Source organism: Pseudomonas sp. Os17, assembly GCF_001547895.1.
Classification (GTDB): domain Bacteria; phylum Pseudomonadota; class Gammaproteobacteria; order Pseudomonadales; family Pseudomonadaceae; genus Aquipseudomonas.
Genome location: NZ_AP014627.1, coordinates 1436218 through 1458954 on the forward strand (window position 1 = coordinate 1436218; position 22737 = coordinate 1458954).

Annotated in this window: 24 protein-coding genes; 11 read left to right on the top strand and 13 right to left on the bottom strand. The window is 64.4% G+C overall.

What is annotated here, in order from left to right; translation table 11 throughout:
* Window positions 1–5: 5 nt before the first annotated feature.
* From POS17_RS06450 to POS17_RS06460, 3 genes are read right to left on the bottom strand one after another with little or no spacing between them, the layout of a single operon-like run.
* Window positions 6–491, bottom strand: a complete 486-nt coding sequence (locus POS17_RS06450) for an LEA type 2 family protein (RefSeq protein WP_060837838.1) — start codon at window positions 489–491, stop codon at window positions 6–8.
* 55 nt (window positions 492–546) lie between these two features.
* Window positions 547–1023 carry a YchJ family protein gene (locus POS17_RS06455; RefSeq protein ID WP_060837839.1) on the bottom strand — a complete coding sequence of 159 codons (477 nt, stop codon included), beginning with the start codon at window positions 1021–1023 and terminating at the stop codon, window positions 547–549.
* A 4-nt stretch (window positions 1024–1027) separates the two neighbouring features.
* Window positions 1028–1525: a DUF6231 family protein gene (locus POS17_RS06460; RefSeq protein ID WP_060837840.1), complete on the bottom strand. Its 498-nt coding sequence runs from the start codon at window positions 1523–1525 to the stop codon at window positions 1028–1030.
* Between the two features lie 190 nt (window positions 1526–1715).
* On the opposite strand from POS17_RS06460, the gene POS17_RS06465 reads away from it, so the two are divergent.
* The 3 genes from POS17_RS06465 (at window position 1716) to POS17_RS06475 (ending at window position 3685) form a co-directional block, all read left to right on the top strand.
* Entirely contained in the window at window positions 1716–2405 is a 690-nt protein-coding gene (locus POS17_RS06465) for an OmpA family protein (RefSeq protein WP_060837841.1), read from the top strand.
* A 247-nt stretch (window positions 2406–2652) separates the two neighbouring features.
* The gene (locus tag POS17_RS06470; RefSeq protein WP_060837842.1) at window positions 2653–2934 is read left to right on the top strand and encodes a DUF1145 domain-containing protein; all 282 of its coding nucleotides are present in this window, start codon (window positions 2653–2655) and stop codon (window positions 2932–2934) included.
* Window positions 2927–3685: a hypothetical protein gene (locus tag POS17_RS06475; RefSeq protein WP_060837843.1), complete on the top strand. Its 759-nt coding sequence runs from the start codon at window positions 2927–2929 to the stop codon at window positions 3683–3685. Before POS17_RS06470 ends, POS17_RS06475 begins: the two co-directional genes overlap by 8 nt.
* A 57-nt stretch (window positions 3686–3742) precedes the next feature.
* Here POS17_RS06475 and POS17_RS06480 read toward each other — a convergent pair whose 3' ends face one another.
* The gene (locus tag POS17_RS06480) at window positions 3743–4207 is read right to left on the bottom strand and encodes a CopD family protein (RefSeq protein WP_060837844.1); all 465 of its coding nucleotides are present in this window, start codon (window positions 4205–4207) and stop codon (window positions 3743–3745) included.
* A gap of 99 nt (window positions 4208–4306) precedes the next feature.
* Here POS17_RS06480 and dinG point away from each other — a divergent pair, with 99 nt between their 5' ends.
* The 5 genes from dinG (at window position 4307) to pdxH (ending at window position 12249) form a co-directional block, all read left to right on the top strand.
* Window positions 4307–6451, top strand: a complete 2145-nt coding sequence (gene dinG / locus POS17_RS06485; protein ID WP_060837845.1) for an ATP-dependent DNA helicase DinG — start codon at window positions 4307–4309, stop codon at window positions 6449–6451.
* A 93-nt stretch (window positions 6452–6544) separates the two neighbouring features.
* Window positions 6545–8941, top strand: coding sequence for a beta-galactosidase (locus POS17_RS06490; protein ID WP_060837846.1), 2397 nt, complete (start codon window positions 6545–6547; stop codon window positions 8939–8941).
* Window positions 8942–9053: 112 nt separating this feature from the next.
* Complete coding sequence (locus POS17_RS06495) at window positions 9054–10199, top strand: serine hydrolase domain-containing protein (RefSeq protein ID WP_060837847.1); 1146 nt, start codon at window positions 9054–9056, stop codon at window positions 10197–10199.
* Window positions 10200–10339: 140 nt separating this feature from the next.
* Window positions 10340–11578 (top strand): OmpA family protein, encoded by a 1239-nt coding sequence (locus POS17_RS06500; protein ID WP_060837848.1) that lies wholly within the window; start codon window positions 10340–10342, stop codon window positions 11576–11578.
* A 23-nt stretch (window positions 11579–11601) separates the two neighbouring features.
* On the top strand, window positions 11602–12249 hold the full coding sequence (gene pdxH / locus POS17_RS06505; protein ID WP_060837849.1) for a pyridoxamine 5'-phosphate oxidase: 648 nt from the start codon (window positions 11602–11604) through the stop codon (window positions 12247–12249).
* A 10-nt stretch (window positions 12250–12259) separates the two neighbouring features.
* On the opposite strand, the gene POS17_RS06510 is transcribed toward pdxH, so the two are convergent.
* Window positions 12260–12496, bottom strand: a complete 237-nt coding sequence (locus POS17_RS06510) for a hypothetical protein (RefSeq protein WP_016965080.1) — start codon at window positions 12494–12496, stop codon at window positions 12260–12262.
* Between the two features lie 174 nt (window positions 12497–12670).
* On the opposite strand from POS17_RS06510, the gene POS17_RS06515 reads away from it, so the two are divergent.
* Window positions 12671–13135: a glycine zipper 2TM domain-containing protein gene (locus tag POS17_RS06515; RefSeq protein WP_060837850.1), complete on the top strand. Its 465-nt coding sequence runs from the start codon at window positions 12671–12673 to the stop codon at window positions 13133–13135.
* A gap of 78 nt (window positions 13136–13213) precedes the next feature.
* Here the strand turns inward: POS17_RS06515 and nhaA are convergent, their stop codons facing one another.
* Window positions 13214–14401 (bottom strand): Na+/H+ antiporter NhaA, encoded by a 1188-nt coding sequence (nhaA, locus tag POS17_RS06520; protein WP_060837851.1) that lies wholly within the window; start codon window positions 14399–14401, stop codon window positions 13214–13216.
* Between the two features lie 330 nt (window positions 14402–14731).
* Here nhaA and POS17_RS06525 point away from each other — a divergent pair, with 330 nt between their 5' ends.
* A complete protein-coding gene (locus tag POS17_RS06525) occupies window positions 14732–15826 on the top strand; it encodes a PLP-dependent cysteine synthase family protein (protein WP_060837852.1) in 1095 nt (364 codons plus the stop codon).
* A gap of 132 nt (window positions 15827–15958) precedes the next feature.
* Here the strand turns inward: POS17_RS06525 and POS17_RS06530 are convergent, their stop codons facing one another.
* The 3 genes from POS17_RS06530 to POS17_RS06540 all read right to left on the bottom strand — a co-directional run bounded on the left by POS17_RS06530 (window position 15959) and on the right by POS17_RS06540 (window position 19155).
* Window positions 15959–17572, bottom strand: a complete 1614-nt coding sequence (locus POS17_RS06530; RefSeq protein WP_060837853.1) for an NAD(P)/FAD-dependent oxidoreductase — start codon at window positions 17570–17572, stop codon at window positions 15959–15961.
* Between the two features lie 112 nt (window positions 17573–17684).
* Window positions 17685–18362 (bottom strand): COG3650 family protein, encoded by a 678-nt coding sequence (locus tag POS17_RS06535; protein ID WP_060841882.1) that lies wholly within the window; start codon window positions 18360–18362, stop codon window positions 17685–17687.
* Window positions 18363–18555: 193 nt separating this feature from the next.
* Entirely contained in the window at window positions 18556–19155 is a 600-nt protein-coding gene (locus tag POS17_RS06540) for a short chain dehydrogenase (RefSeq protein ID WP_060837854.1), read from the bottom strand.
* Window positions 19156–19259: 104 nt separating this feature from the next.
* Here POS17_RS06540 and POS17_RS06545 point away from each other — a divergent pair, with 104 nt between their 5' ends.
* The gene (locus POS17_RS06545) at window positions 19260–20168 is read left to right on the top strand and encodes a LysR family transcriptional regulator (RefSeq protein WP_060837855.1); all 909 of its coding nucleotides are present in this window, start codon (window positions 19260–19262) and stop codon (window positions 20166–20168) included.
* 71 nt (window positions 20169–20239) lie between these two features.
* Here POS17_RS06545 and POS17_RS06550 read toward each other — a convergent pair whose 3' ends face one another.
* Genes POS17_RS06550 through POS17_RS06565 form a run of 4 tightly spaced genes read right to left on the bottom strand, consistent with a single transcriptional unit; the run spans window position 20240 to window position 22737 of the window.
* Complete coding sequence (locus tag POS17_RS06550; protein ID WP_060837856.1) at window positions 20240–20749, bottom strand: DoxX family protein; 510 nt, start codon at window positions 20747–20749, stop codon at window positions 20240–20242.
* 2 nt (window positions 20750–20751) lie between these two features.
* A complete protein-coding gene (locus tag POS17_RS06555) occupies window positions 20752–21522 on the bottom strand; it encodes an HvfC/BufC N-terminal domain-containing protein (protein ID WP_060837857.1) in 771 nt (256 codons plus the stop codon).
* Window positions 21519–22409, bottom strand: a complete 891-nt coding sequence (bufB, locus tag POS17_RS06560; RefSeq protein WP_060837858.1) for an MNIO family bufferin maturase — start codon at window positions 22407–22409, stop codon at window positions 21519–21521. The genes POS17_RS06555 and bufB overlap by 4 nt, the downstream gene beginning before the upstream one ends.
* A 25-nt stretch (window positions 22410–22434) precedes the next feature.
* Window positions 22435–22737: a BufA1 family periplasmic bufferin-type metallophore gene (locus POS17_RS06565; protein ID WP_060837859.1), complete on the bottom strand. Its 303-nt coding sequence runs from the start codon at window positions 22735–22737 to the stop codon at window positions 22435–22437.

The following is a 22737-nucleotide window of genomic DNA, read 5'->3' on the forward strand; positions in this document are numbered from 1 at the left end:
GCGGGTTACTCCGGAATAAAATCGCCGGGAATTATCACGCCATTGCGCTTCAGGTGCACGTCCTTGCCGATGAATAATCCGATTTCCAGTTCGCCTTCCAGGCGATAGGGAATGGGGTGTTCAGGCTTGCGCAGCAGTTTCACCACGTCGCGGATCTGCGGCCAGAGGTTGGTGCGCACCGGCACCTTGAACAAGCGGCTGCTGTGGGGCGAGACGGTGAACCAGTGTTCGTGCTCGCCCTCGCTGAGCAGGAAGCGCTGCAGATAGACCCGGTAGGTCAGGCGGCGCACGGTCAGGTCGCTGTCGTTGGGATTGTCCACCCGCAGGTGCAGGGTGAAGCGCTGTTCCAGCAGATTGGCCTTGACCACCTCGACTTTCACCAGATGCACCGCGGGGTCCAGTTCCTCCTCGGTGAACCAGGACACGCACCCCGACAGGCTCAGCAGTCCGAGCAGGCAGAGGGTTCGCAGGATGCGCAGTTCACCGATCATTACAAGACTCCCTTTGAATTCCCCGGGCCCGTCCTGGGCCTGGGGCATTCCCGGTTCAGCGGGTGAAGTAGCTGGCGCAGCACTTCTTGAATTTTTGCCCGCTGCCGCAAGGGCAGGCGTCGTTGCGCCCGGCGTTCAGCGGCACCGTCGGATCGATGAAATACCAGCGTCCCTGGTTCTGCACGAAGGATGACCGCTCACGGTGGCTGTGCTCGCCCTGGCTGTCGTGCCAGCGCGCGGTGAAGGTGACGAAGGCATGCTCCGGCTGGCCACCGAAGACCTCCGAGCTCTCCACTTGCAGCCCCAGCCAGGTGCTTTGCGCACTCCATTCGCTGATGGACTGGCGATCCAGGCCGGCCTGCTGCACCGGCAGGGTCGTGGCCAGCAGGTAATCCACCTGGCCCAGCACATAGGCGCTGTAGCGCGAACGCATCAGGGCCTCGGCGCAGGGCGCGGGATGGCCGGCATGGTAATGGCCGCAGCAGGCATCCAGCAGGTTGCCGCTGCCGCAGGGACAAATCGAGGCGCTCATCGTGTTACCACCAATACTTTCCAAAGTTCTCCGGGTTCGCCCAGAAGCGTGAATTGAGCCAGTCGGGCACCTGTTTGTATTCAAGCAGATCATAGGTAAACAGGGTCAGTACCTGCTGTTCCCGCTGGAAGCGTTCGCTGGCCTGCAGGGCCAGGGAGAAAAAATCGGTTTCCTGCCAGCCGCAGGCGGACAGGTCGGCCAGTACCGCAATCCGACTGGCATTGAGGTTGCGGATGCCCCCCAGCAGGTTCAGGCCGTCGCGCTTGGGCAAATGCTCCAGGCAGTCCACCGCCAGGGCCAGGTCGAAACGCCGGGCCGCCAGTTCCGCGGGCAAGGGGCCGGGCGCTGCCTGGGCGACCTGAGTGCCGGGGTGGGCTTCCTTGAAGGCCGTCAGGGCCGGGAAGTCGCTGGCGCCGATCAGCAGCAGCTGTTGCGGTGCATAGCGATCCAGCAGGGCCGCCAGGGCCTGCTGGGGTGTACGAGTAGAAATGCCGGCGCTCATCTTAGCTCCTCGATCAGAACGCCCAAGACTAGCGTGCCGCCACCTTCGGGCCTAGAGCGGTTCACCACTTATTGCGCGAGGTTCCCGTGTTTACGGGGTGAAAACGGCGCTGGCCTACTGCTGGCGCAGATCAATGCCGGGGTCTTTACTCCGTGAATCGGCCTTGAGCCGATCCCTCAGGAGAAATCAGATGAGCATCATTCGGACGGCAGTACCCTTGGTTCTGTTAACCAGTGTGTTGACTGGTTGTGCAGGTTTGCAGAAAACCGACTGGCCGATCTGCGCCGCGGTGGGCGGTGTCACGGGCGCGGCGCTGGGCGCCACCGAAAGCTCCTCGTGGGCGGGCGGTGGCGCATTGCTGGTCGGTGGCCTGGCCGGCGCCTATTGCTGGGTAAAAGGTGATGGCGACGAGGACGGCGATGGTGTGCCGGACAGCCGTGACAAGTGCCCACATACCCCAAGGGGCGTGAAGGTCGATGCCAACGGCTGCCCACCACCGCCACCCGTGGTGGAAGAGGTGGTAGTGGTCAAGGAAGAAACCATCGTCATTCGCGATGTGTACTTCCATTTCGACTCGGCCAAGCTGACCGAAGCCGACAAGTCCAAGCTCAACACCATCGTCACCCGCCTGAAACAGGAGGCGCCGAGCGCGCAACTGCGAGTGACCGGCCACACCGACAGCGTCGGCAGCGACGCCTACAACCAGAAACTCTCGGACAAGCGTGCCCACTCGGTGGTGGAGTACCTGATCAGCAACGGCATTCCACGCAACAGCTTCGTCTCGGTGACCGGCGCGGGTGAAAGCAAGCCGGTGGCGGACAACAAGACCGCCGAAGGCCGAGCCATGAACCGTCGCACGGAGATTCAGATCAACCGCTGAAACCTAGACCTGCGCGGCGTGACTGCCGCGCAGGGTCGTTTCGGGTTCCGGCTCCGGGCGTTGTTGATAAGGCCGGCGCTGGTCTTCTCCTGGGTCTCGATGCGTCCGCCGAGTTCGGCCGTGGCAGGCGATCCTCGCCGATCGAGGGGCTAAACAGAGCCTTCGGGAAGAATTTTCATCCTCCTCTGGCGTCCCCCCGGGATAAGTCGTTACTGTGCGCGCAAAGAATAATTCACGAGGGGAGCGTATGAAGTTCTTGTGGGGGATGGGTAAGTTTCTGACCTTGGTTTTTTGGCTGGTGGTGCTGATCAATCTGGCCAAGCCATTGATCAATCCATTGCACCTGCTGGTGAATCTGGCGGGCAGTCTGCTGCTGTTGACCCATCTGCTGGAACTGCTGCTGTTCAATGGCAGCCTCAAGGACCGTCCGCATCCCTGGCGTGATCGTTGGCAAATCCTGCTGGTGGGCATCTTCCACCTGCAAACCCTTCCCGCTGCTGTTCCTGCTGTCGAGACCGATCATGCGTAAGCTCTGCCTGCTGGCCCTGTTCTGCAGTCCCCTGGCCGTGGCCCAGGTGGTGCAGGTCGAAAGCAACTCCTTCATGCGCCTGCCCAATACCGCCAGCACCCTGCAGCTGGAGCGCCTCGACGTGGCGGACTACGGCACCTTGCTGATTCCGGCCAATGTCACCGAGCTCAAGGTAGAGGAGCTGCACCTGGGACGTGAGGCGCGCATCGCCATCGTGCCGACCGGGCAAAGCCTGCAATTGCGGGTCCAGCGTGCGCAGTTGGACAGCGGCAGCCAGATCAGCTCCCGCGGCGCGCCGGGCACCTATGAAAAGGCGCCCAAGCCGGGGCGCAATCTGAACCTGCGGTTCGAATCCCTGAAGGCCGAGACCTTGTCGGTGGACGCTCGAGGCGGTGCCGGTGTTCCCGGCTATGTCGGCCTCGACGGCGCCAATGGCCAGGAGCCGGGGTGCACCTGGGGCCAGGCCGGGCGCGGCGCCGATGGTGACAACGGCGGCGACGGACGACCCGGGGCGGCGGGCGCCCAGGTCCGGCTCGAGTTGCCCCGCGACTTCCCAGGCGAGCGGATCAAGGTGCTGGTCGATGGCGGTGCCGGTGGCCTGGCCGGTGCTGGAGGCAAGCCGGGCGCGGGGGGCAAGTCCAAGGGCTGCCTGGTGTATCGCACCGACGGCGGCAAGAGCGGTCGTCCCGGCGCCCAAGGCCAGCCAGGGCCGGCGGGAGAAGCCGGCACGCTGACGGTCCAGCGTTTGTAACAGCGGCCTTGAGGCCGCGCTTTCCCAGTCGCCCGCTCCTGTAGCGGGCGCTTGCTTTCAGAAGGTCGGCCGGGCCGCGGCCAGGGCCACCAGCACCAGGCCGATGATCAGGTTGCTGCCCACCAGCCGGCGGATCTTGCCCAGCGCCGCGGCGCCAGCGGGCCAATCCTCGGCGGCCAGCGCCTTGCGCAGCTCCGGCAGTTGCAGGGACTGGATGCGAATGAACAGGGCGGTCATCACCAGATACAGCCCCATCATGATCTGCACATACTTGGGCGCGGTTTCAAAGCCGCTGAAGCGCAAATGCAGCAGGCCGATACCGCTGATCGGCAACAGCACCACGGCCAGCCATACCCAGACGAAAAAGCGCGGAAACACCTGGGCCCACAGCTTCAGTCGTGCGGGGCCTTCCAGAGCGACCACGGCCGCGGGGCGCAGGACCATCCAGGCGAAGAACATGCCGCCGACCCAAACCAGGGCGGCCAGCACATGCAGGGTGTAGGCAAGGGCGAAAGGGGTCATTCGGGTACTCCGTTCTGCGCGGGATGAATTAGCGGGGTATGATAGCGGCCGATTCGAACCACTGAAAATTTATCCAGCGTTTTGTGCGCCCGAAAAACCATGATCAGCAACGAACTCAAAACCACGATCCAGGGCGCCTATTCGCGTTTTCTCGAAGCCAAGAGCCTCAAGCCGCGTTATGGCCAGCGCCTGATGATCGCCGAAGTGGCCAAGGTCCTGGGTGATATCGACACCGACGACGAAGGCCGGCGCAGTGGCGACCCGGCGGTGGTCGCGGTGGAAGCCGGCACCGGTACCGGCAAGACCGTGGCCTACAGCCTGGCGGCGATTCCCACGGCCAAGGCCGCCGGCAAGCGCCTGGTGATCGCCACCGCCACCGTCGCCCTGCAGGAGCAGATCGTCTACAAGGACCTGCCCGACCTGATGCGCAACAGCGGGCTGAACTTCAGCTTCTCCCTGGCCAAGGGGCGGGGGCGCTACATGTGCCTGTCCAAGCTCGACATGCTGCTCCAGGAAGGCCACGCCCAGACCGCCACGGCCCAGCTGTTCGAGGAGGAAGGCTTCAAGATCGAAGTGGATGAAGCCAGCCAGAAGCTGTTCACCAGCATGATCGAGAAGCTCGCCGGCAATAAATGGGACGGTGACCGCGACAGCTGGCCCACGGCCCTGGAAGACGCCGACTGGGCGCGCCTGACCACCGACCACAGCCAGTGCACCAACCGCCATTGCCCGAACTTCGGCCAGTGCGCCTTCTACAAGGCCCGCGAAGGCATGGGCAAGGTGGACGTGATCGTCACCAACCACGACATGGTCCTGGCCGACCTGGCCCTGGGCGGCGGCGCCGTGCTGCCGGACCCGCGCGACACCCTTTATGTGTTCGACGAAGGCCACCACCTGCCGGACAAGGCCATTGGCCACTTTGCCCATTACACCCGGCTGCGCTCCACCGCCGACTGGCTGGAGCAGACCGCCAAGAACCTGACCAAGCTGCTGGCCCAGCATCCGCTGCCCGGGGACCTGGGGCGCCTGATCGAGCAGGTGCCGGAGCTGGCGCGGGAGATCAAGACCCAGCAGCAGTTCATGTTCAGCGCCTGCGAGCAGATCGCCGACTTCAAGACCGGCGAAGACATGGAGGGCCGCGAACGGCCGCGCCATCGCTTCGTCGGCGGGCTGATCCCCGAGCACATGCGCGAGATGGGCATCGAGCTGAAGAAGGGCTTCTCCCGTCTGACCGACCTGTTCACCCGCCTCACCGAGCTGCTCAAGGAAGGCATGGATGGCGAGGTCAATATCGGCATCGCCAGCAACCAGGCCGAAGAGTGGTACCCGCTGTTTGGCAGCCTGCTGGCGCGGGCCTCGGGCAACTGGGAGTTGTGGACCGCATTCACCGTCGAGGACCCGGAAGACAACCCGCCCATGGCTCGCTGGCTGACCCTGGCCGAGAGCGGCTCGCTGTTCGACATCGAGGTCAACGCCAGCCCGATCCTTGCCGCGGAGATGCTCCGGCGCAATCTGTGGAACGTGGCCTACGGCGCCCTGGTGACCTCGGCGACCCTGACCGCCCTGGGCACCTTCGACCGTTTCCGCATGCGCGCCGGCCTGCCGAAGAAAGCCGTGACCGCCGTGGTGCCCAGCCCCTTCCATCACGCTGATGCCGGGGTGCTGCGGGTGCCCGACCTGCGGGCCGATCCGCGGGATGCGCCGGCGCATACCGCGGCGATCATTCGCGACCTGCCGCAACTGGTGGAAGGTTCCCGCGGCACCCTGGTGCTGTTCTCCTCGCGCAAACAGATGCAGGACGTGTTCGACGGCCTGGATCGCGACTGGCGCAAGCAGGTGTTCATCCAGGGCAACCTGTCCAAGCAGGAAACCCTGAACAAGCACAAGGCCCGGGTCGACGGTGGCGATTCCAGCGTGCTGTTCGGGCTGGCGAGCTTTGCCGAAGGGGTGGACCTGCCCGGTGCCTACTGTGAGCACGTGGTGATCGCCAAGATCCCGTTCTCGGTGCCGGACGATCCGGTGGAAGCGGCGCTGGCGGAGTGGATCGAGGCCCGGGGCGGCAATCCGTTCATGGAGATCTCGGTGCCGGACGCCTCCCTCAAGCTGGTCCAGGCCTGCGGTCGCCTGCTGCGCACCGAACAGGACCGCGGCACCATCACCCTGCTGGACCGCCGTCTGGTCACCCAGCGCTACGGCAAGGCTATCCTCAATGCCTTGCCGCCATTTCGCCGAGAAATATCTTGAGCACGGCGCGCACCTTTGCGCGCCGTGCTGTCTATTTCACGTCACCGCTTCAGCACCGGCCGTTCATCGGCCTTTAGGGAGAGCCAGGTTCATATGATTCGCCGTTCGTTGCCCACTGTATTTGCCCTGTTGTTTGCCGCGCCCGTACTGGCGGCCCCAGCCGGACAACAGACGCTGTTCAACTTTGTCCGACCTGCCGCCGTGGTGCAGGTGGCGACACAAGATGCCAGCCTGCCGCAGTCCAACGCGGAGCAGACGGCCGAGGGCGAAGTGCTGCGGCGGATCACCTTCAACCCCACCGCCAAGCCGAGCCTGAGCCTGACGCCACAGAGTGGCGCCTGGGACTGGTCGCAGTCGGGGATGATGAGCCTGCGCATCCAGAGTGCGATGAACTGGGCCCTGACGCTCTACGTGACCATTCAGAGTAACGACGGCAAGACCCTGGTCAGCCGCGTCGACCTGCCCGCCGGTCCGGCGCAGACCCTGCTGGTGCCCCTGGTGGCCAGCGGCCCCCTGAGCCAGGGCATGAAGGCCGCTCCGCCGATGCCGATGACCGTGGACGGCCAGCGCATTCTGCTGGCCAGTAGCGAAGGGCAACTGGACCGCAGTCAGGTGGTGTCGGTCACCCTATCCCTGGATAACCCCAAGGCGACCCAGAGCATCCTCCTCGAACGCTTCGGCTTGCTGGACGGTGAGGGCGTGGTCAAGGCGGTCTACGGCTCGCTGGTGGATGGCTACGGTCAGTCGACCCGGGCCCGCTGGCCGGAAAAAGTCAGCAGCGATGATCAGCTCAAGGCGGCCGATGCCAGGGAACAGCAACAGCTCAAGGGCTGGCTCGGCGAGCGGGAAAAGGCGCCGCTGGACCAGTTCGGCGGCTCAAGCCTGGGCCCGGACTTCAAGGCCAGCGGCTTCTTCCGCACGGAAAAACGCGATGGCCGCTGGTTCCTGGTTACCCCTCAGGGGCATCCGTTCTACTCCCTGGGGGTCAACACCGTGGCCGCGGACAACAGTCAGACCTATGTCGCCGGGCGCGAGTGGATGTTCAGTGCCTTGCCCAAGGACGACGAGCCCCTGGCCGCCTATTACGGCGAGGGCGACAACCGCGGGGGCAACGGTGCCGACCAGGGGCGTGGCTATAACGCCGGCCGCTGGTACGACTTCTACCGGGCCAACCTGCAACGCACGTATGGCAAGCCCTGCACCCACGACGACCCGGCGGCGCAGCAGGCGGCCGCCAGCCAAGCCCAGCCTGTGGCTTCGGAGGCGGCCATTGCGTGCGCGCCGCCGGCGTTTGATGAGAAGCGCTGGGTCGCTCACACCCTGGATCGTCTGCAGGCCTGGGGATTCAACACCATCGGCAACTGGAGCGCGCCGGCCCTGGGGCTGGCCGACCGTGTGCCCTACACCGTGCCGCTGTCCATCGTCGGCGACTACGCCAGCATCAGCACCGGCAGCGATTGGTGGGGCGGCATGCCCGATCCCTTCGACCCGCGCTTTGCCATGGCCACCGAGCGCGCGGTGGCCATTGCCGCCCGCGATCACCGCGACGATCCCTGGCTGATCGGCTACTTTGCCGACAACGAGCTGGCCTGGGCCGGTCCGGGTGACGATCCTAAAGCCCGCTATGCCTTGGCCTACGGCACGTTGCGCCTGACCACCGACGTCCCGGCCAAGCGGGCCTTCCTCAAGCAACTGCGGGACAAGTACCGCAATCAGGCGGGCCTGTCGAAAGCCTGGGGCATCGACCTGCCGGCCTGGGAACTGATGGAAGACCCGGGCTTCGTGCCGCCGTTGCCGAGCCCCGAGCACCCGGAAATCGAGGCTGACTTCAAGTATTTCCAGAAAGTCTTTGCCGAGACTTATTTCAAGACCATCGCCGATTCGTTGAAGTGGCATGCACCCAATCATCTGCTGCTGGGCGGTCGTTTTGCCGTCAGCAACCCCGAAGCGGTGGCCGCCTGCGCCCAGTACTGCGACGTCTTGAGTTTCAACCTCTACACCCTCAAGCCTCAGGACGGTCAGGACTTTGCCTATCTGCGCAGCCTGGACAAGCCGGTGCTGGTGACCGAATTCAACTTCGGCTCCCGGGATCGCGGTCCGTTCTGGGGCGGTGTGACCGAACTGGCCCGGGAAGAGGAGCGTGGCCCGGCCTACGCCAACTTCCTCAAGCAGGCGCTGAGCGAGCCGTCGATCGTCGGTGTGCATTGGTTCCAGTATCTGGACCAGCCCGTGACTGGGCGCCTGCTGGACGGTGAAAACGGACATTTTGGTCTGGTGGGCATTACCGATGTGCCGTTTCAGGGCTTTGTCGACACGGTGCGCAAGAGCAACCTGCAGGCGCTTGAGCAATTGGCCAAGGAAGCGCAGAAGGCTCAGGCCCAGGCGCAACAGGCCGGTGCCGCCGCACAGGGCGCCGGTGACGCCGGCCAGGCGCACGGCGCCAGGGACAGCGGCGTGCATGCCGGTGGCCACGCCGCCAACGGTCACTGATCGGGCGGGGGCTCTGGCGCCATGAGCGCAGCCCCGCCGGCTGTTCCCAAATCCGTTACGGGCTGGAACAATGCGCGCCTCGTTGTCGAGCAAATGTGCTGGGGGAGTCAGGGTGCAGATTCAGGGTCATTACGAACTTAAATTCGAGGCAGTACGCGAAGCTTTCGCGGCATTGTTCGAGGATCCCCAGGAGCGCGGCGCGGCATTGTGCATCCAGATCGGTGGCGAAACCGTCATCGACCTCTGGGCCGGCACCGCCGACAAGGATGGCGCCGAGGCCTGGCACAGCGACACCATCGCCAACCTGTTCTCCTGCACCAAGACCTTCACCGCAGTCACCGCGCTGCAACTGGTGGCCGAAGGCAAGCTCAAGCTGGATGCGCCAGTGGCCGATTGCTGGCCGGCGTTCGCCGCCTCGGGCAAGGCGGCGATTACCCTGCGTCAGTTGCTCTGCCACCAGGCCGGGCTGCCGGCGCTGCGTGAGCTGCTGCCTGCCGAAGCCCTGTACGACTGGCAGACCATGGTGGATGCCCTGGCTGCAGAGCAGCCCTGGTGGACGCCGGGTGAAGGGCACGGTTACGCCGCCATCACCTATGGCTGGCTGGTGGGGGAACTGATCCGGCGGGCCGATGGCCGTGGCCCGGGGGAGTCGATCGTGGCCCGGGTGGCCAAGCCTTTGGGGCTGGATTTCCATGTGGGCCTGGCTGACGAGGAATTTCATCGGGTCGCGCATATCGCCCGGGGCAAGGGCAATGTCGGCGATGCCGCGGCCCAGCGCCTGTTGCAAGTGACCATGCGCGAGCCCACGGCGATGACCACCCGGGCCTTTACCAATCCGCCGTCTATCATGACCAGCACCAATAAACCCGAGTGGCGGCGCATGCAGCAGCCGGCGGCCAATGGCCATGGCAATGCCCGCAGTCTTGCCGGTTTCTATAGCGGCTTGCTGGACGGCAGTTTGCTGGAGGCCGACATGCTCGAGGAACTGACCCGTGAGCACAGCCTGGGCATGGACAAGACCTTGCTGACCCAGACCCGGTTCGGCCTGGGTTGCATGCTCGATCAGCCCCAGGTCGCCAATGCCACGTTCGGCCTGGGCGCCCGGGCATTTGGGCATCCGGGGGCGGGCGGCTCCATCGGATTTGCTGACCCGGAGCATGACGTGGCCTTCGGTTTTGTGACAAACACCCTGGGGCCTTATGTCTTGATGGATCCGCGGGCGCAGAAGCTGGTGCGGGTTTTGTCGGATTGTCTGTAAAAAGGTTGCTGTTAAGAACTTTTTTGCTTAAACATGCTGGAAAAGCTGCAGGCATGAACCCTGTGGCTTTTATAATTTCCAAGCGTCTGTTTGTAGCGGTTATTTAGACCGAATTTTTTATCTCATTTTGTGGATATCCCATGTCGTCAAACAAGTCTCTAGCCTTGGCCATCTGCCTGACCGTCACAGGTTGTGCACAAACCCCACAAAATGAAGCGGATGGCGGCCATTGGTGGTCGTTCGGGTCCGACAAGAGCAGCAGCAATCAAGCCCCGCAAGCGGCCGAGAAACCGGCCGCAGCCGAAGCGGCGCCTGCCGCTCCTGCGGGCAAACCGGCGGTAGCGGCCAAAGCCGCTGCGCCGGCACCTGCCGCCAAAGCCACCGCTTCTGCCAAACCTGCAGCTCCAGCCGGCAAAGCACCGGCCGCCGCCAAGCCCGCCGTTGCTGCGGCTGCCGAACCGGCGCCCGCGCCCGCTCCTGTGGCCGCCGCCCCAGCCGCGCCCGCCGCGAAGGCCGAAAGCAGCAGCTGGTGGTGGCCGTTCTCCTCCAAGGACTCGGCTGACAAGCCGGTCGCCGAAGCCAAGAAGGCCGAGCCGGCTCCCGCTCCGGCAGTGGCCAAGGCCGCGGATTCCGAGACTCACTGGTGGTGGCCGTTTGCCAAGAGCGAGCCCAAGCCTCTGAACAAAGTGAGTGTGGCGGACGTGCCGATGCCTGATCCGAAAATCACCCAGGCCTGGCTCGACGACTACGAGCCGCGCCTGCGTGAAGCGGTGAAGGACAGCAAGCTGCAAGTGGAACGTCGCGAAAACGTGCTGGTGGTCACCGCACTGGTCGACGCTTCTTTCAACCCGGATCGTCCGGCCATGCTGCTGCCTGTGACCCTGGGCCCGTTCACCCGCGTGGCTAAGGCGGTTGAAGGCGATCCCAAGACAGCTGTGCTGATCCTCGGGCATGCCGATGCGACCGGTCCGACCCTGGCCAACCAGAAGCTGAGCCGCGATCGTGCACAGTCCGTTGCGGCCATCTTCAGCCTTAGCGGCTTGAAGCAGGACCGCCTGATGCTGCGTGGCATGGGCGCAGTGATGCCGCGCGCCGCCAACGACAGCCCGCAGGGCCGTTCGCTGAACCGTCGTGTGGAAATCATGCTGACCCAGCGCAGCACCCTGTTGGGCCTGTTGAGCAAGTACAACCAGCCGACGCCATCGGAGACTGAAATGGTCGCCGTGCAGGACGCCAAGCCGCCTGTGCCAGCTGCAAGCGGCAAAAAGGCCGCAGCCCCGGCGAAGAAGTCCACCGTCGCCAAGAAGCCTGCCGCCAAGAAGGCTCCAGCGAAAAAAGCGGCAGCTCCGGCCAAGAAGGTCGCGCAAGCTAACAACTGATTCTCAAGGAAAAGGAAGCAGGCATGACGCAGTCTCTGGCTGATATGCGCCGCGATTACACCCGCGATGGTTTGTCCGAGGCCCAGGCCCCGGACGAACCCTTTGCGCTGTTCCACCAGTGGTTTGCCGATGCGGTGAAAACCGAGCAGCCCCCGGTCGAGGCCAATGCCATGACCCTGGCGACCGTCGATACCGACGGTCGTCCCCATTGCCGCATCCTGTTGCTCAAGGGGTTGGATGATCAAGGTTTTACCTTCTTCACCAACTATGAGAGCGCCAAGGGGCAGCAACTGGCTGCACGGCCCTTTGCTGCCATGACCTTCTTCTGGCCAACCCTGGAGCGTCAGGTGCGGATTGAAGGCCGGGTGGCCAAGGTCACGCCCGAGGAGTCCGATGCCTATTACCAGGTTCGTCCTCTGGGCAGCCGCCTGGGCGCCTGGGCGTCACCGCAAAGCCGGGTGATCGCCGATCGCGCCGAGTTGCAGGAACTGCTCAAGGCCACTGAGGCGCGCTTCAGCGACAGCCAGCCCGATTGCCCGGAACACTGGGGTGGTTATCGCTTGCTGCCAGAGCGTATCGAGTTCTGGCAAGGGCGTCCCAGTCGCCTGCATGATCGTTTGAACTATCGCCTGCAGGGCGAGCAGTGGGTTCGCGAACGTCTGGCTCCCTGAAGACTGCGGATCACTCGCCGGGATAACCGGCCGCAGCGGCTTCGAGCCATTGCGGTAGGTCCCGGCGTTTTACTTTCTGACGTTGGGCCTCGGCCAGTTGTTGCAGCATGAATTGCTTCTTCTGTTCATCGCTCCCGGCCATGGACAGTGCCAGGTCCCGGTCTGTCCAGCGCTTGATGCGTACATACAGCCACCAGTGGAAGTACAGACCGGCGACGGTGGTCACGATGATGATGAAGTAATCCATGGAGAATCCTTTGTTCGGCGGCGCTATGCGGCAAACTGGCGTCACCGTATTGAGAAGGTTTAGCGTTTATACAGTCTGTACTTCGGCTGAATGAAACCAATTTTATCCGGGCTGCGCCGTGACAGGCGTCAAGCTGCGGAGTCTAATGACCATCTGTCCTTTGGAGTTGATCCTATGCGTAAGTCTGTTTTGCTGGTTGCGTCTTTCACCGCGATGGCAACGTTGCTCGGCGGTTGTGCCTCTAACCTGACCGGTGACTCCTACTCCCGTGACGAAGCGCGTCGCGTGCAAACCGTGCGTATGGGCACCATCGAATCCCTGCGTCCGGTGAAAATCGAAGGCACCAAGACCCCAATCGGCGGCGCTGCTGGCGCTGTGATTGGCGGTGTGGGTGGCAGCGCCATCGGCGGCGGTCGTGGCAGCATCGTCACTGCGGTGATCGGCGCGGTAGCGGGAGGTCTGCTGGGTTCGGCCACTGAAGAAGGCCTGACCCGCACCCAGGGCGTCGAAATCACCGTGCGTGAAGACGACGGCAGCATGCGTGCCTATGTGCAGCAGGTACAGGAAAACGAAGTGTTCCGGATCGGCGATCGCGTACGCATCATGACCGTTAACGGCACCAGCCGCGTTACCCGCTGATACCTTTGCTGCAAAACAAAACCCCGGCCAGGCAACTGGTCGGGGTTTTGTGTTTTCAGGCTGGCCGATCCTGCTTGATCAGGAGCTCAGCGCCGTGTTCTTGCGGCTGGCGGCCGCGGTGACGGCGTAACCGATCAGCGCCGCCAGCAGCGAGCCGGTGAGAATCCCCATGCGGTCCATGCCCGCGTAGTCGCTGCTGCCGGGCTCAAAGGCCAGGGAACCGACGAACAGGCTCATGGTGAAGCCGATACCGCAGAGAATCGCCACCCCCAGGATCTGGCCCCAGTTGGCGCCGGCAGGCAGGGCCGTGAGTCCGCTCTTGACCGCCAGCCAGCTGAGGCCGAACACGCCGATGGTCTTGCCCAGCAGCAGGCCGATGGCGATGCCCATTGGCACATGGTGGGTGAAGCTCTCAAGGGTCACGCCGCTCAGGGACAGGCCGGCGTTGGCGAAGGCGAACAGTGGCAGGATGCCGAACGCCACCCAGGGATGCAGAGCGTGTTCCAGGGCCTGCGAGGGCGAGGGCTCGGCATTGCGGGTGCGCAGGGGAATGCAGAAGGCCAGGGTCACGCCGGCCAGGGTGGCATGGACGCCACTCTTGAGTACGCAAACCCAGAGAATCAGGCCGATGATCATGTACGGCCCGAGTTTCACCACCCCCATGCGGTTCATCGCCACCAGGGCGGCGATGCAGGCGGCCGCCAGCATCAGCGACAGGGTCGACAGGGCCCCGGAGTAGAAGATCGCGATGATCACGATGGCCCCCAGGTCATCGATGATCGCCAGGGTCATGAGGAACAGCTTGAGCGAGGTCGGCACCCGTTTGCCCAGCAGGGCCAGGACCCCCAGGGCGAAGGCGATGTCGGTGGCCGTCGGAATCGCCCAGCCATTGAGCGCCGCCGGATTGTCCCGGTTGAGAAACCAGTAGATCAGTGCCGGAACCAACATGCCGCCAATGGCCGCCATGCCCGGCAGAACGATTTGCGAAGGTTTGGACAGTTGGCCTTCCAGAACTTCGCGCTTGACCTCAAGGCCGATCAGCAGGAAGAACAGCGCCATCAGGCCGTCGTTGATCCACAGCAGAAGCGGTTTGGCGATCTTCAGGGCGCCGATCTGTGCCACCACCGGGGTTTCCAGCAGACCGTTGTACAGCCAGGACAGTGGCGAGTTGTTGATGATGAGAGCCAGGATGGCAGCGGCGATCAATAACAGACCGCTGGCAGCTTCCATGGCAAAGAAACGAGTGAAAGTGCTACGCAGAGGCAAGGTCGCTCTCCATCTAAATCGAAAATAGGTGGCACACCCTAACCCGTACAGTTAGTTGTTAAAACAAAAGTTATATTCTTTTTTGTTATATGCAGAGGCTAAAGGGCCCGCTTAAAAATGCTCATTTGCAGTTGTGTTTCCAATTGCTTCTCAGCTGTACCTGTAAGCCCTGAAAGTTATTTCATAACATGTCTGATCCGGGGCGTTGCGGGCCGTTTTTCCTGGGGAAAGCGCCTGTCAGTCCCGGCTCCCCGGCTCCCCGGATCATCCAGCCCGGGGGCATTTCATCTTCTTGCGCCGGTACGGCGTTCGATCTGACGAGAATAGAACATGAGCGACAATCGCCAGTGGGCCCGTGAGGCCATCCGCATCATCGAAGCCGACTTCCAGCGCAGCGCCGACACCCATCTGATTCCATTGCCGCTGCCGGGGCAGCCGGGCATCGAGCTGTATTTCAAGGATGAATCCAGCCATCCCACCGGCAGTCTCAAGCATCGTCTGGCCCGCTCGCTGTTTCTCTACGCCCTGTGCAACGGCTGGCTCAAGCCCGGTGCGCCGGTGATCGAGGCGTCCAGCGGCTCGACGGCGATTTCCGAAGCCTATTTTGCCCGTCTCCTGGGCCTGCCTTTCATTGCCGTGATGCCCGCCAGCACTTCCCAGGAAAAGATCGCCCAGATCGCTTTCTATGGCGGCAAGAGCCATTTGGTACAGGATCCAACGCAGATCTATGCCGAGTCCGAGCGCCTGGCCCGTGAAAGTGGCGGCCACTTCATGGATCAGTTCACCTACGCCGAGCGCGCCACCGACTGGCGGGCCAACAACAACATCGCCGAATCGATCTTCCAGCAGTTGCGCTTCGAGCGTTACCCGGAGCCCAGCTGGCTGATCTCCAGCCCCGGCACCGGAGGCACCACCGCGACCCTGGGGCGTTACGTGCGTTACCGCCAGCACTGCACCCGGGTGCTGTGTGCCGACGCCGAGCGTTCGGTGTTCTTCGACTACTACCAGAGCGGCGATGCCAGCCTGCGCCTCGATTGCGGTTCGCGGATCGAAGGCATCGGCCGGCCGCGGGTCGAAGCTTCGTTCCTGCCCAAGGTGATCGACGCCATGGTCAAGGTGCCGGATGCCCTGTCCCTGGCAGCCATGCACTACCTGGCCCAGCGCCTGGGTCGGCGGGTCGGCGGTTCCAGTGGCACCAACCTGATCGGCGCATTGATGGCCGCCCAGCACATGGCCGCGGCCGGCGAAAGCGGTTCGATCGTGGCGATTCTCTGTGATGGCGGTGAGCGCTATGCGACCACTTACTACGATCAGCAGTGGCTGGCGGAGCAGGGGTATGAGTTGGATGCCTTGATCGACGCGGTAGCGGCCAGCGTCGAGCGTGGCGAGGCACTCCCCGCCAGCGTATTGCGCGCCGGCATCTGAACCTGTCGTAGGAGCCGGCTTGCCGGCGAACAGGCCCTTGAGCCTTGCACTGTCCTGGATGACATCTTCGCTGGCGAGCCAGCTCCTACGGCAGGCGGTAGGAGCCGGCTGGCCGGCGAAAGGGCCGCTGCGTCAGGCCTGGATGCCGAGGATGTCGCGGGCCACGGCTTCGGCAATGCGAATCCCGTCGACCCCGGCGGAGAGAATCCCCCCGGCATAACCGGCGCCTTCACCGGCCGGGTACAGCCCCTTCACATTCAGGCTCTGCATCGAGGCATCGCGGGTGATGCGCAATGGCGATGAGGTGCGGGTCTCGATACCGGTCAGCACCGCGTCGTGCAGGGAGTAGCCCTTGATCTGCCGCTCAAAGGCCGGCAGCGCTTCACGAATGGCCTCGATGGCGAAGTCCGGCAAGGCCAGGGCCAGGTCGCCCAGGCTCACGCCGGGCTTGTAGGAGGGCTCGACGCTGCCCAGGGCGGTGGTGGGTTTGCCGGCGATAAAGTCGCCCACCAGTTGTGCCGGGGCCTGATAGTTGCTGCCGCCCAGGACGAAGGCGTGGGATTCCAGACGCTCCTGCAGCTCGATACCCGCCAGCGGGCCACCCGGGTAATCCACTTCCGGAGTAATGCCGACCACGATGCCGGAGTTGGCGTTGCGCTCGTTGCGCGAGTACTGGCTCATGCCGTTGGTCACCACCCGGTTCGGCTCGGACGTGGCGGCCACCACGGTGCCGCCTGGGCACATGCAGAAGCTATAGACCGAACGGCCGTTCTTGGCGTGGTGCACCAGCTTGTAGTCGGCGGCGCCGAGTTTCGGGTGGCCGGCGTACTTGCCCAGGCGCGCACTGTCGATCAGCGACTGCGGGTGCTCGATACGGAAACCCACCGAGAACGGCTTGGCCTCCATGTACACGCCACGGCTGTGGAGCATGCGGAAGGTGTCGCGGGCGCTGTGGCCCAGGGCCAGGATCACGTGCCGCGAATGCAGCTGTTCGCCGCTGGCCAGCTCCACGCCCTGCAATTGGCCGTCTTCGATCAACACGTCGGTAACCCGCTGCTCGAAGCGCACTTCACCGCCCAGGGCGATGATCTGCTGGCGCATGTTTTCCACCACGCCGGTCAGGCGGAAGGTGCCGATGTGCGGCTTGCTGACGTAGAGGATCTCGTCCGGCGCACCGGCCTTGACGAACTCGTGGAGCACCTTGCGGCCGTGGTGCTGCGGGTCCTTGATCTGGCTGTAGAGCTTGCCGTCGGAGAAGGTCCCGGCACCGCCTTCGCCAAACTGCACGTTGGACTCGGGGTTGAGCACGCTCTTGCGCCACAGGCCCCAGGTGTCCTTGGTGCGCTGGCGCACTTCCTTGCCGCGTTCGAGGATGATCGGCTTGAAGCCCATCTGCGCCAGCAACAGGCCGGCGAAGATCCCGCAAGGGCCGAAACCCACCACGATCGGCCGTTCGCTCAGCTCTGCCGGGGCCTGGCCCACCACCTTGTAGCTGACATCCGGCGCCGGGTTGACGTTACGGTCGTCGGCGAACTTGAGCAGCAGCGGCGCTTCGTCGCGCACGCTGAGGTCGATGGTGTAGATGAAGCACAGCTCGGACGACTTCTTGCGTGCGTCGTAGCTGCGTTTGAACAAGGTGAAATCGAGCAGCTCATCGCTGGCGATTCCCAGGCGCTGCACGATAGCGGCGCGCAGGTCTTCATCGGGATGGTCGATCGGCAACTTGAGTTCGGTGATTCGTAACATGACAGGATCCGGGTAGGCGGTGCGCAACAGTGCGCCGGCTTGCTTTGCACAAACCGGCGATTATAAGCCGCAATCCTCCCTGGCCGTGAGGCTAAAACCGCTGCTCGTCGAATCAGTCGTTGCGCGAGCCGCCGAAATAGCCGCAACCGCGCTGCACCTGACCGTCCACCCGCAGTTCGGCACTCAGGTGCTGGACGCTGCCGGTCGTCGGGTCGACGCAACGCTGCGGCGCCACCCAGAGCTCCACGCGCTGGTGATTGGCTTCGCTGGTGAGGTTGAAACGGCCGTCGCCCAACTGTTCTTCCAGATAGGGCAGGGCCAGGGTCGGTTGGCCGGCGCGTTCGATCATCATGCCCTTGGCGCTGACATCGACGTTCCAGGCCGGGTTCTTGCTGCCGGCCCGCAGGATCAGGCGCTGGAAGTTCGGGTCGCCGCAGGCGCTGGCGGAGCGCTCGACGCGGTACAGCTGGCGCAGGTCCAGCTGGCCGTCGCTGCTGCCACCGGCGGAGAACTTGCCCCGCAGGTCGGCGAACAGCTTGCCCTGTTTCTCCGCCAGGGTGGCGGCCTCCTGCAGCACGCTGGTGCCGCCGCCGTCACTGACCACATAGCGGCGATCCTCGGTGCAGGGCTTGAACAGCAATTTGCTGTCTGCCGCACTGAGTTCACCCTGCATCCGGGTCAGCCCGGCCATGGAGGGGGCCTGGGGCTGTTGGTTGAACATCGGCAGCATCTGGCAGCCGGCAAACAGCGGCAACAGGGCGAAACAAAGCAGTGAACGGGCAGTGCGCATCATCGGGCCTCCAAGCGGAAGCCGACACGTTACGCAGCCCGCCCGGTCACCACAACCCCGGATTGAACGCTGCGGCGCCATCAACCGCAGGAGCCGGCTTGCCGGCGAAGAGGCCATGGAGCCTTGTGTGGTTCGGGAGGACGTCTTCGCTGGCAAGCCAGCTCCTACACAAGCCAGCCCCACTCAAGCGGGATCAGCCGACGCGGTAGGTCTGGCCGGTCTGCAGGCCTTCCACGCTCTTGGCGTAGGCCAGGGCCACGTCAGCCGCTGGCACCGGCTTGAAGCCACGGAAGTACGGGGCATAGCTGCCCATGGCTTCCTGCAGCACGTTGGGGCTGATCGAGTTGATCCGCAGGCCCCGCGGCAGTTCGATGGCGGCGGCGCGCACGAAGCTGTCGAGGGCGCCGTTGACCAGGGCCGCCGAGGCCCCGCTGCGGATCGGGTCGTGGCTCAAGATGCCGGTGGTGAAGGTGAAGGACGCGCCATCGTTGGCGTACTCGCGGCCGATCAGCAGCAGGTTGACCTGGCCCATCAGCTTGTCCTGCAGGCCCAGGCTGAAGTGCTCGGCGGTCATGTCTGCCAGGGGCGCGAAGGTGACGTTGCCGGCGGCGCAGACCAGCGCATCGAAGCGTCCGGTTTTCTCGAACAGGGCGCGAATCGACTGGGCATCACTGATGTCCACCTGGAAGTCGCCGCTGCTACGGCCGATCCGGATCACCTCGTGACGCTGGGACAGTTCCCGGTCAACCGCCGAACCAATGGTGCCGTTGGCACCGATCAAGAGAATCTTCATGGGTCGTTCCTCGATAAGGGGGGAAGAACTTGCAGTCTAGAGTGGTTTTTTTCGTGGATTAACGCGCTAATAGGCAACCTTTGGTTTTCAAATGGAAACAGTCCATGAGCGAGATGGATGACCTGGCGGCGTTTGCCGTGCTGGTGGAGGCGGGCAGCTTTACCCTGGCGGCCCAGCGCCTGGGTTGCAGCAAGGGCCAGTTGTCCAAGCGCCTCAGCGCCCTGGAGGCACGCTACGCCGTGGTGCTGTTGCAACGCACCACCCGGCGCCTGGACCTGACTGCCGCGGGCGCGGCGTTGCTGCCCCAGGCCCAGGCCCTGGTTGCCCAAGTGGAACGAGCGCATCAGGCCCTGGCGCGGCTCAAGGACGACATGGCCGGGCCCGTGCGCCTGACCGTGCCGGTGTCCTTGGGCGAAACCTTTTTCGACGGCCTGCTGCTGGAGTTCTCCCGGCACTACCCCCAGGTGCAGATCGAGCTGGACCTGAACAACAGCTACCGCGACCTGGCCCGGGAAGGCTTTGACCTGGCCGTGCGTTCCGAGGTGGCCAGCGACCAGCGCCTGGTGGCCCGGCCGCTGCTGGCCTGGCATGAAATGACCTGCGCCAGCCCGGCTTACCTGGAGCAATTCGGTGAGCCGCAGACTCCCGCGGAGCTGGCCGAGCATCGCTGCCTGCTCAACAGTCACTACAGTGGGCGGGAGGAGTGGCTCTATCACCAGCGTCACGAGCTGCTGCGGGTGCGGGTCTCCGGGCCCTTTGCCAGCAATCACTACAACCTGCTGAAGAAGGCCGCCCTGGTGGGGGCGGGAATAGCCCGGCTGCCGTCCTATGTGCTGCACAGCGAGCTGGCCGATGGCCGCTTGCGCTGGCTGTTGCGGGACTACCAGACCCGCAGCATGCCGATGTACCTGGTGCACCCCTATCAGGGCGGCCTGCCCAGGCGCACCCAGGTCCTGGCCGATTACCTGATGGACTGGTTCCGGCGCAGCGGTGAGGCGCTGGATCGTCTGTAGTCGCGGCCGGCGGGTTGCGAACTTGAATCGGTTCCAGGGCCTACGGCCCTGTTCGCAGCCTGCGGCAGCGGCTACAGAGGACGGTGGTGAAAATGCCGGGCCAGCAGGTGGTCGAGGGAGAACACGCCCGGACCACGGGCCATCAACAGCAGGAAGATCGCCGCCCAGGTGCCGTGGGTCGGGTAGGCGTCGGGGTAGACGAAGAGCTGGATGGTCAGGGTCATCCCCAGCAGCGCCAGGGCGGAAAAGCGCGTGGCCAGTCCCAGCAGGATCAGCACCGGGAAAAAGTGCTCGGCGAAGGCCGCCAGGTGCGCCGCCACTTCCGGGCTCAGCAGGGGCACGTGGTATTCGCTCTGGAACAGGGGAAGGGTGGAGTCCGCCAGACGCGGCCAGCCCAGTTCGAAAGTTCCGGAGAACAGGTCGATGGCCAGGCCTTCGATCTTGGTCTGGCCGGACTTCCAGAACACCGCGGCGATGGAAAAACGCGCGACGAAGGCGATCAGGCTGTAGGGAATGCGCTCGAACCCTTGAATGATCCGGTGCAGCAGTCCGCTAACGGGGGCAGGTGTCTGGGTGTTCATGGTCAAGCCTTCTGGTGAGGTTGCAGGTCGATGAGGGCACCGTGGGCCAGCAGCAGGCCCAGGCACTGGCCCAGGTCGAAGTCGGCCTGGGCGTCCAGGGCATGAGCGGCGGCGATTTCCAGCGGCCAGTGGTGGCGCAGGCTGTCGATGAAGGTGGCGCTACCGGCGTCCAGCACCATCACCTGTACCTCCAGGGCGTTGCGCAGCACCAGGGCGTGCTGGCCCTGGTGCAGATCGAACGCCGGCCAGGCGGCATCGCTCTGGTGTGCGGCCCACAGGCTGACGATGGCGAAGGCCGAGTGCAGGGTGCGCAGTGACGGATGCAGCCGCAGGCAGAGCTGGCCGAGGCGATCGGGCTGGTTCATCGCCGCCAGCAACCGGGCCGGTGGCAGAGGTTCGGCGTCGGCGGCGTGATAAGCCTCGACCCGCAGCCGTTCCAGGCGCGCCATATCGGCCAGATAGGGCAGGGCCGCCGCCGGAGCGAAGCCCCGGATAAAGTCCGCCAGGTCCTGGCCGTAGTCGCCGAGCAACGGGCTGTGCGGGGGGAAATCCTGCACATACAGGCGGGCCATGGCACTGAAGAATGTCTGCCCCACCAGTTGCGTCACCACCGGGTAGGCTTCCGAGAGGGCGTTGATCAGCGAGCCTTGCACGTTATTGCGATAGACCGCGAAGCGGCTGGCCGGATCGGCGCCGTTGCTGCTGCAAAGCCCCGCCGGGCAGGTGGCTTCGCTGCTCAATAGCGCCTGGGCGAAGAGGGCGTGGTTGCTCATGGCTGCACCTGCGCCCGCTGCAACAGCGCCTGTGCCTGCGCGGCCTCCCCCAGCAGGGTGGTGAGGCTCGGTACCTGATTGTCCCGTTCGATCAGGGTGGCCATGGGGCCGATCCGCTCCAGCACCTGCTGGTACAGGGCCCAGACTTCCCGGTCCACCGGGGCGCCGTGGTCATCGATCAACAGGCGGTCGCCGAGGCTGTCCCGGTCTTCGGCGAACCCGGCCAGATGAATCTCGCCCACCGCGTGCAGCGGCAGCGCCTGCAGGTAGGCCTGGGGATCGCGCTGGTGGTTGATGCACGAGACGTAGAGGTTGTTGACGTCCAGCAGCAGGCCGCAGCCGCTGCGCTGGATCACTTCGCGGATGAAGTCCGTCTCGTCCAGGGTCGAGCGTTGGAACTGCAGGTAGGTGGCGGGGTTTTCCAGCAGCATGGTTCGCCCCAGGTGATTCTGCAGTTGATCGATGTGTTCGCAGACCCGCTGCAGGGTCGGCTCATCGTAGGCCAGGGGCAGCAGGTCGTTGAGGAACACCGGGCCGTGGCTGGACCAGGCCAGGTGTTCGGAAAAGGACTGGGGTTGATAGCGCTCGACCAGAACCGCCAGGCGCTGCAGATGCGCGCTGTCCAGGGGGCCTTCGCCACCAATGGACAGGCCGACACCGTGCAGCGACAGCGGATACTCCTGGCGAATCAGCCCCAGGTAATGATGGAAGGGGCCGCCGGCCACCATGTAGTTCTCGGCGTGCACCTCGAAAAAGCCCAGGTCGGGCCGCTGTTCGAGAACCTCCTTGAAGTGTTCGCTCTTGAGCCCCAGGCCTGCGCGGGGCGGCAGGCTCGGGGCGCACGCCTGAATGTCGTGGCGGGGGCAGTGGTTCAGGGCGTTGTTCATCATCGACACTCAGGCTGATGCAGGATCAGGACTTGGCTTTGAAGGCTTCGAGCTGGCCGAAACCGGTGGGCGAGGTGCTGCTGGCGGTTTTTTCGCAAGTGCCCTTGGGCACCAGCTTCCAGGCGTTGGCCTGATCGTTGACCTTGGAAGTCCCGGCGCAGGTGGTGCCGGCGCCCGCGGCGCAATCGTTCTTGCCCTTCATGGCCACGCCGAAGCATTTCTCCATATCGCCGGCAGCCTGGGCGCTGGTGGACACCGCGGCGATGCTCAGGGCGGAACCCAGGGCCAGGACCAGGGCGGTGGCGGACAAGGTGCGAGTGGTGTTCAT

Coding starts and splice junctions, on each gene's coding strand:
- POS17_RS06450 (WP_060837838.1), bottom strand. CDS start 491: ATGATCGGTGAACTGCGCATCCTGCGAACCCTCTGCCTGCTCGGACTG.
- POS17_RS06455 (WP_060837839.1), bottom strand. CDS start 1,023: ATGAGCGCCTCGATTTGTCCCTGCGGCAGCGGCAACCTGCTGGATGCC.
- POS17_RS06460 (WP_060837840.1), bottom strand. CDS start 1,525: ATGAGCGCCGGCATTTCTACTCGTACACCCCAGCAGGCCCTGGCGGCC.
- POS17_RS06465 (WP_060837841.1), top strand. CDS start 1,716: ATGAGCATCATTCGGACGGCAGTACCCTTGGTTCTGTTAACCAGTGTG.
- POS17_RS06470 (WP_060837842.1), top strand. CDS start 2,653: ATGAAGTTCTTGTGGGGGATGGGTAAGTTTCTGACCTTGGTTTTTTGG.
- POS17_RS06475 (WP_060837843.1), top strand. CDS start 2,927: ATGCGTAAGCTCTGCCTGCTGGCCCTGTTCTGCAGTCCCCTGGCCGTG.
- POS17_RS06480 (WP_060837844.1), bottom strand. CDS start 4,207: ATGACCCCTTTCGCCCTTGCCTACACCCTGCATGTGCTGGCCGCCCTG.
- dinG (WP_060837845.1), top strand. CDS start 4,307: ATGATCAGCAACGAACTCAAAACCACGATCCAGGGCGCCTATTCGCGT.
- POS17_RS06490 (WP_060837846.1), top strand. CDS start 6,545: ATGATTCGCCGTTCGTTGCCCACTGTATTTGCCCTGTTGTTTGCCGCG.
- POS17_RS06500 (WP_060837848.1), top strand. CDS start 10,340: ATGTCGTCAAACAAGTCTCTAGCCTTGGCCATCTGCCTGACCGTCACA.
- pdxH (WP_060837849.1), top strand. CDS start 11,602: ATGACGCAGTCTCTGGCTGATATGCGCCGCGATTACACCCGCGATGGT.
- POS17_RS06510 (WP_016965080.1), bottom strand. CDS start 12,496: ATGGATTACTTCATCATCATCGTGACCACCGTCGCCGGTCTGTACTTC.
- POS17_RS06515 (WP_060837850.1), top strand. CDS start 12,671: ATGCGTAAGTCTGTTTTGCTGGTTGCGTCTTTCACCGCGATGGCAACG.
- POS17_RS06525 (WP_060837852.1), top strand. CDS start 14,732: ATGAGCGACAATCGCCAGTGGGCCCGTGAGGCCATCCGCATCATCGAA.
- POS17_RS06530 (WP_060837853.1), bottom strand. CDS start 17,572: ATGTTACGAATCACCGAACTCAAGTTGCCGATCGACCATCCCGATGAA.
- POS17_RS06535 (WP_060841882.1), bottom strand. CDS start 18,362: ATGCGCACTGCCCGTTCACTGCTTTGTTTCGCCCTGTTGCCGCTGTTT.
- POS17_RS06540 (WP_060837854.1), bottom strand. CDS start 19,155: ATGAAGATTCTCTTGATCGGTGCCAACGGCACCATTGGTTCGGCGGTT.
- POS17_RS06545 (WP_060837855.1), top strand. CDS start 19,260: ATGAGCGAGATGGATGACCTGGCGGCGTTTGCCGTGCTGGTGGAGGCG.
- POS17_RS06550 (WP_060837856.1), bottom strand. CDS start 20,749: ATGAACACCCAGACACCTGCCCCCGTTAGCGGACTGCTGCACCGGATC.
- POS17_RS06555 (WP_060837857.1), bottom strand. CDS start 21,522: ATGAGCAACCACGCCCTCTTCGCCCAGGCGCTATTGAGCAGCGAAGCC.
- bufB (WP_060837858.1), bottom strand. CDS start 22,409: ATGAACAACGCCCTGAACCACTGCCCCCGCCACGACATTCAGGCGTGC.
- POS17_RS06565 (WP_060837859.1), bottom strand. CDS start 22,737: ATGAACACCACTCGCACCTTGTCCGCCACCGCCCTGGTCCTGGCCCTG.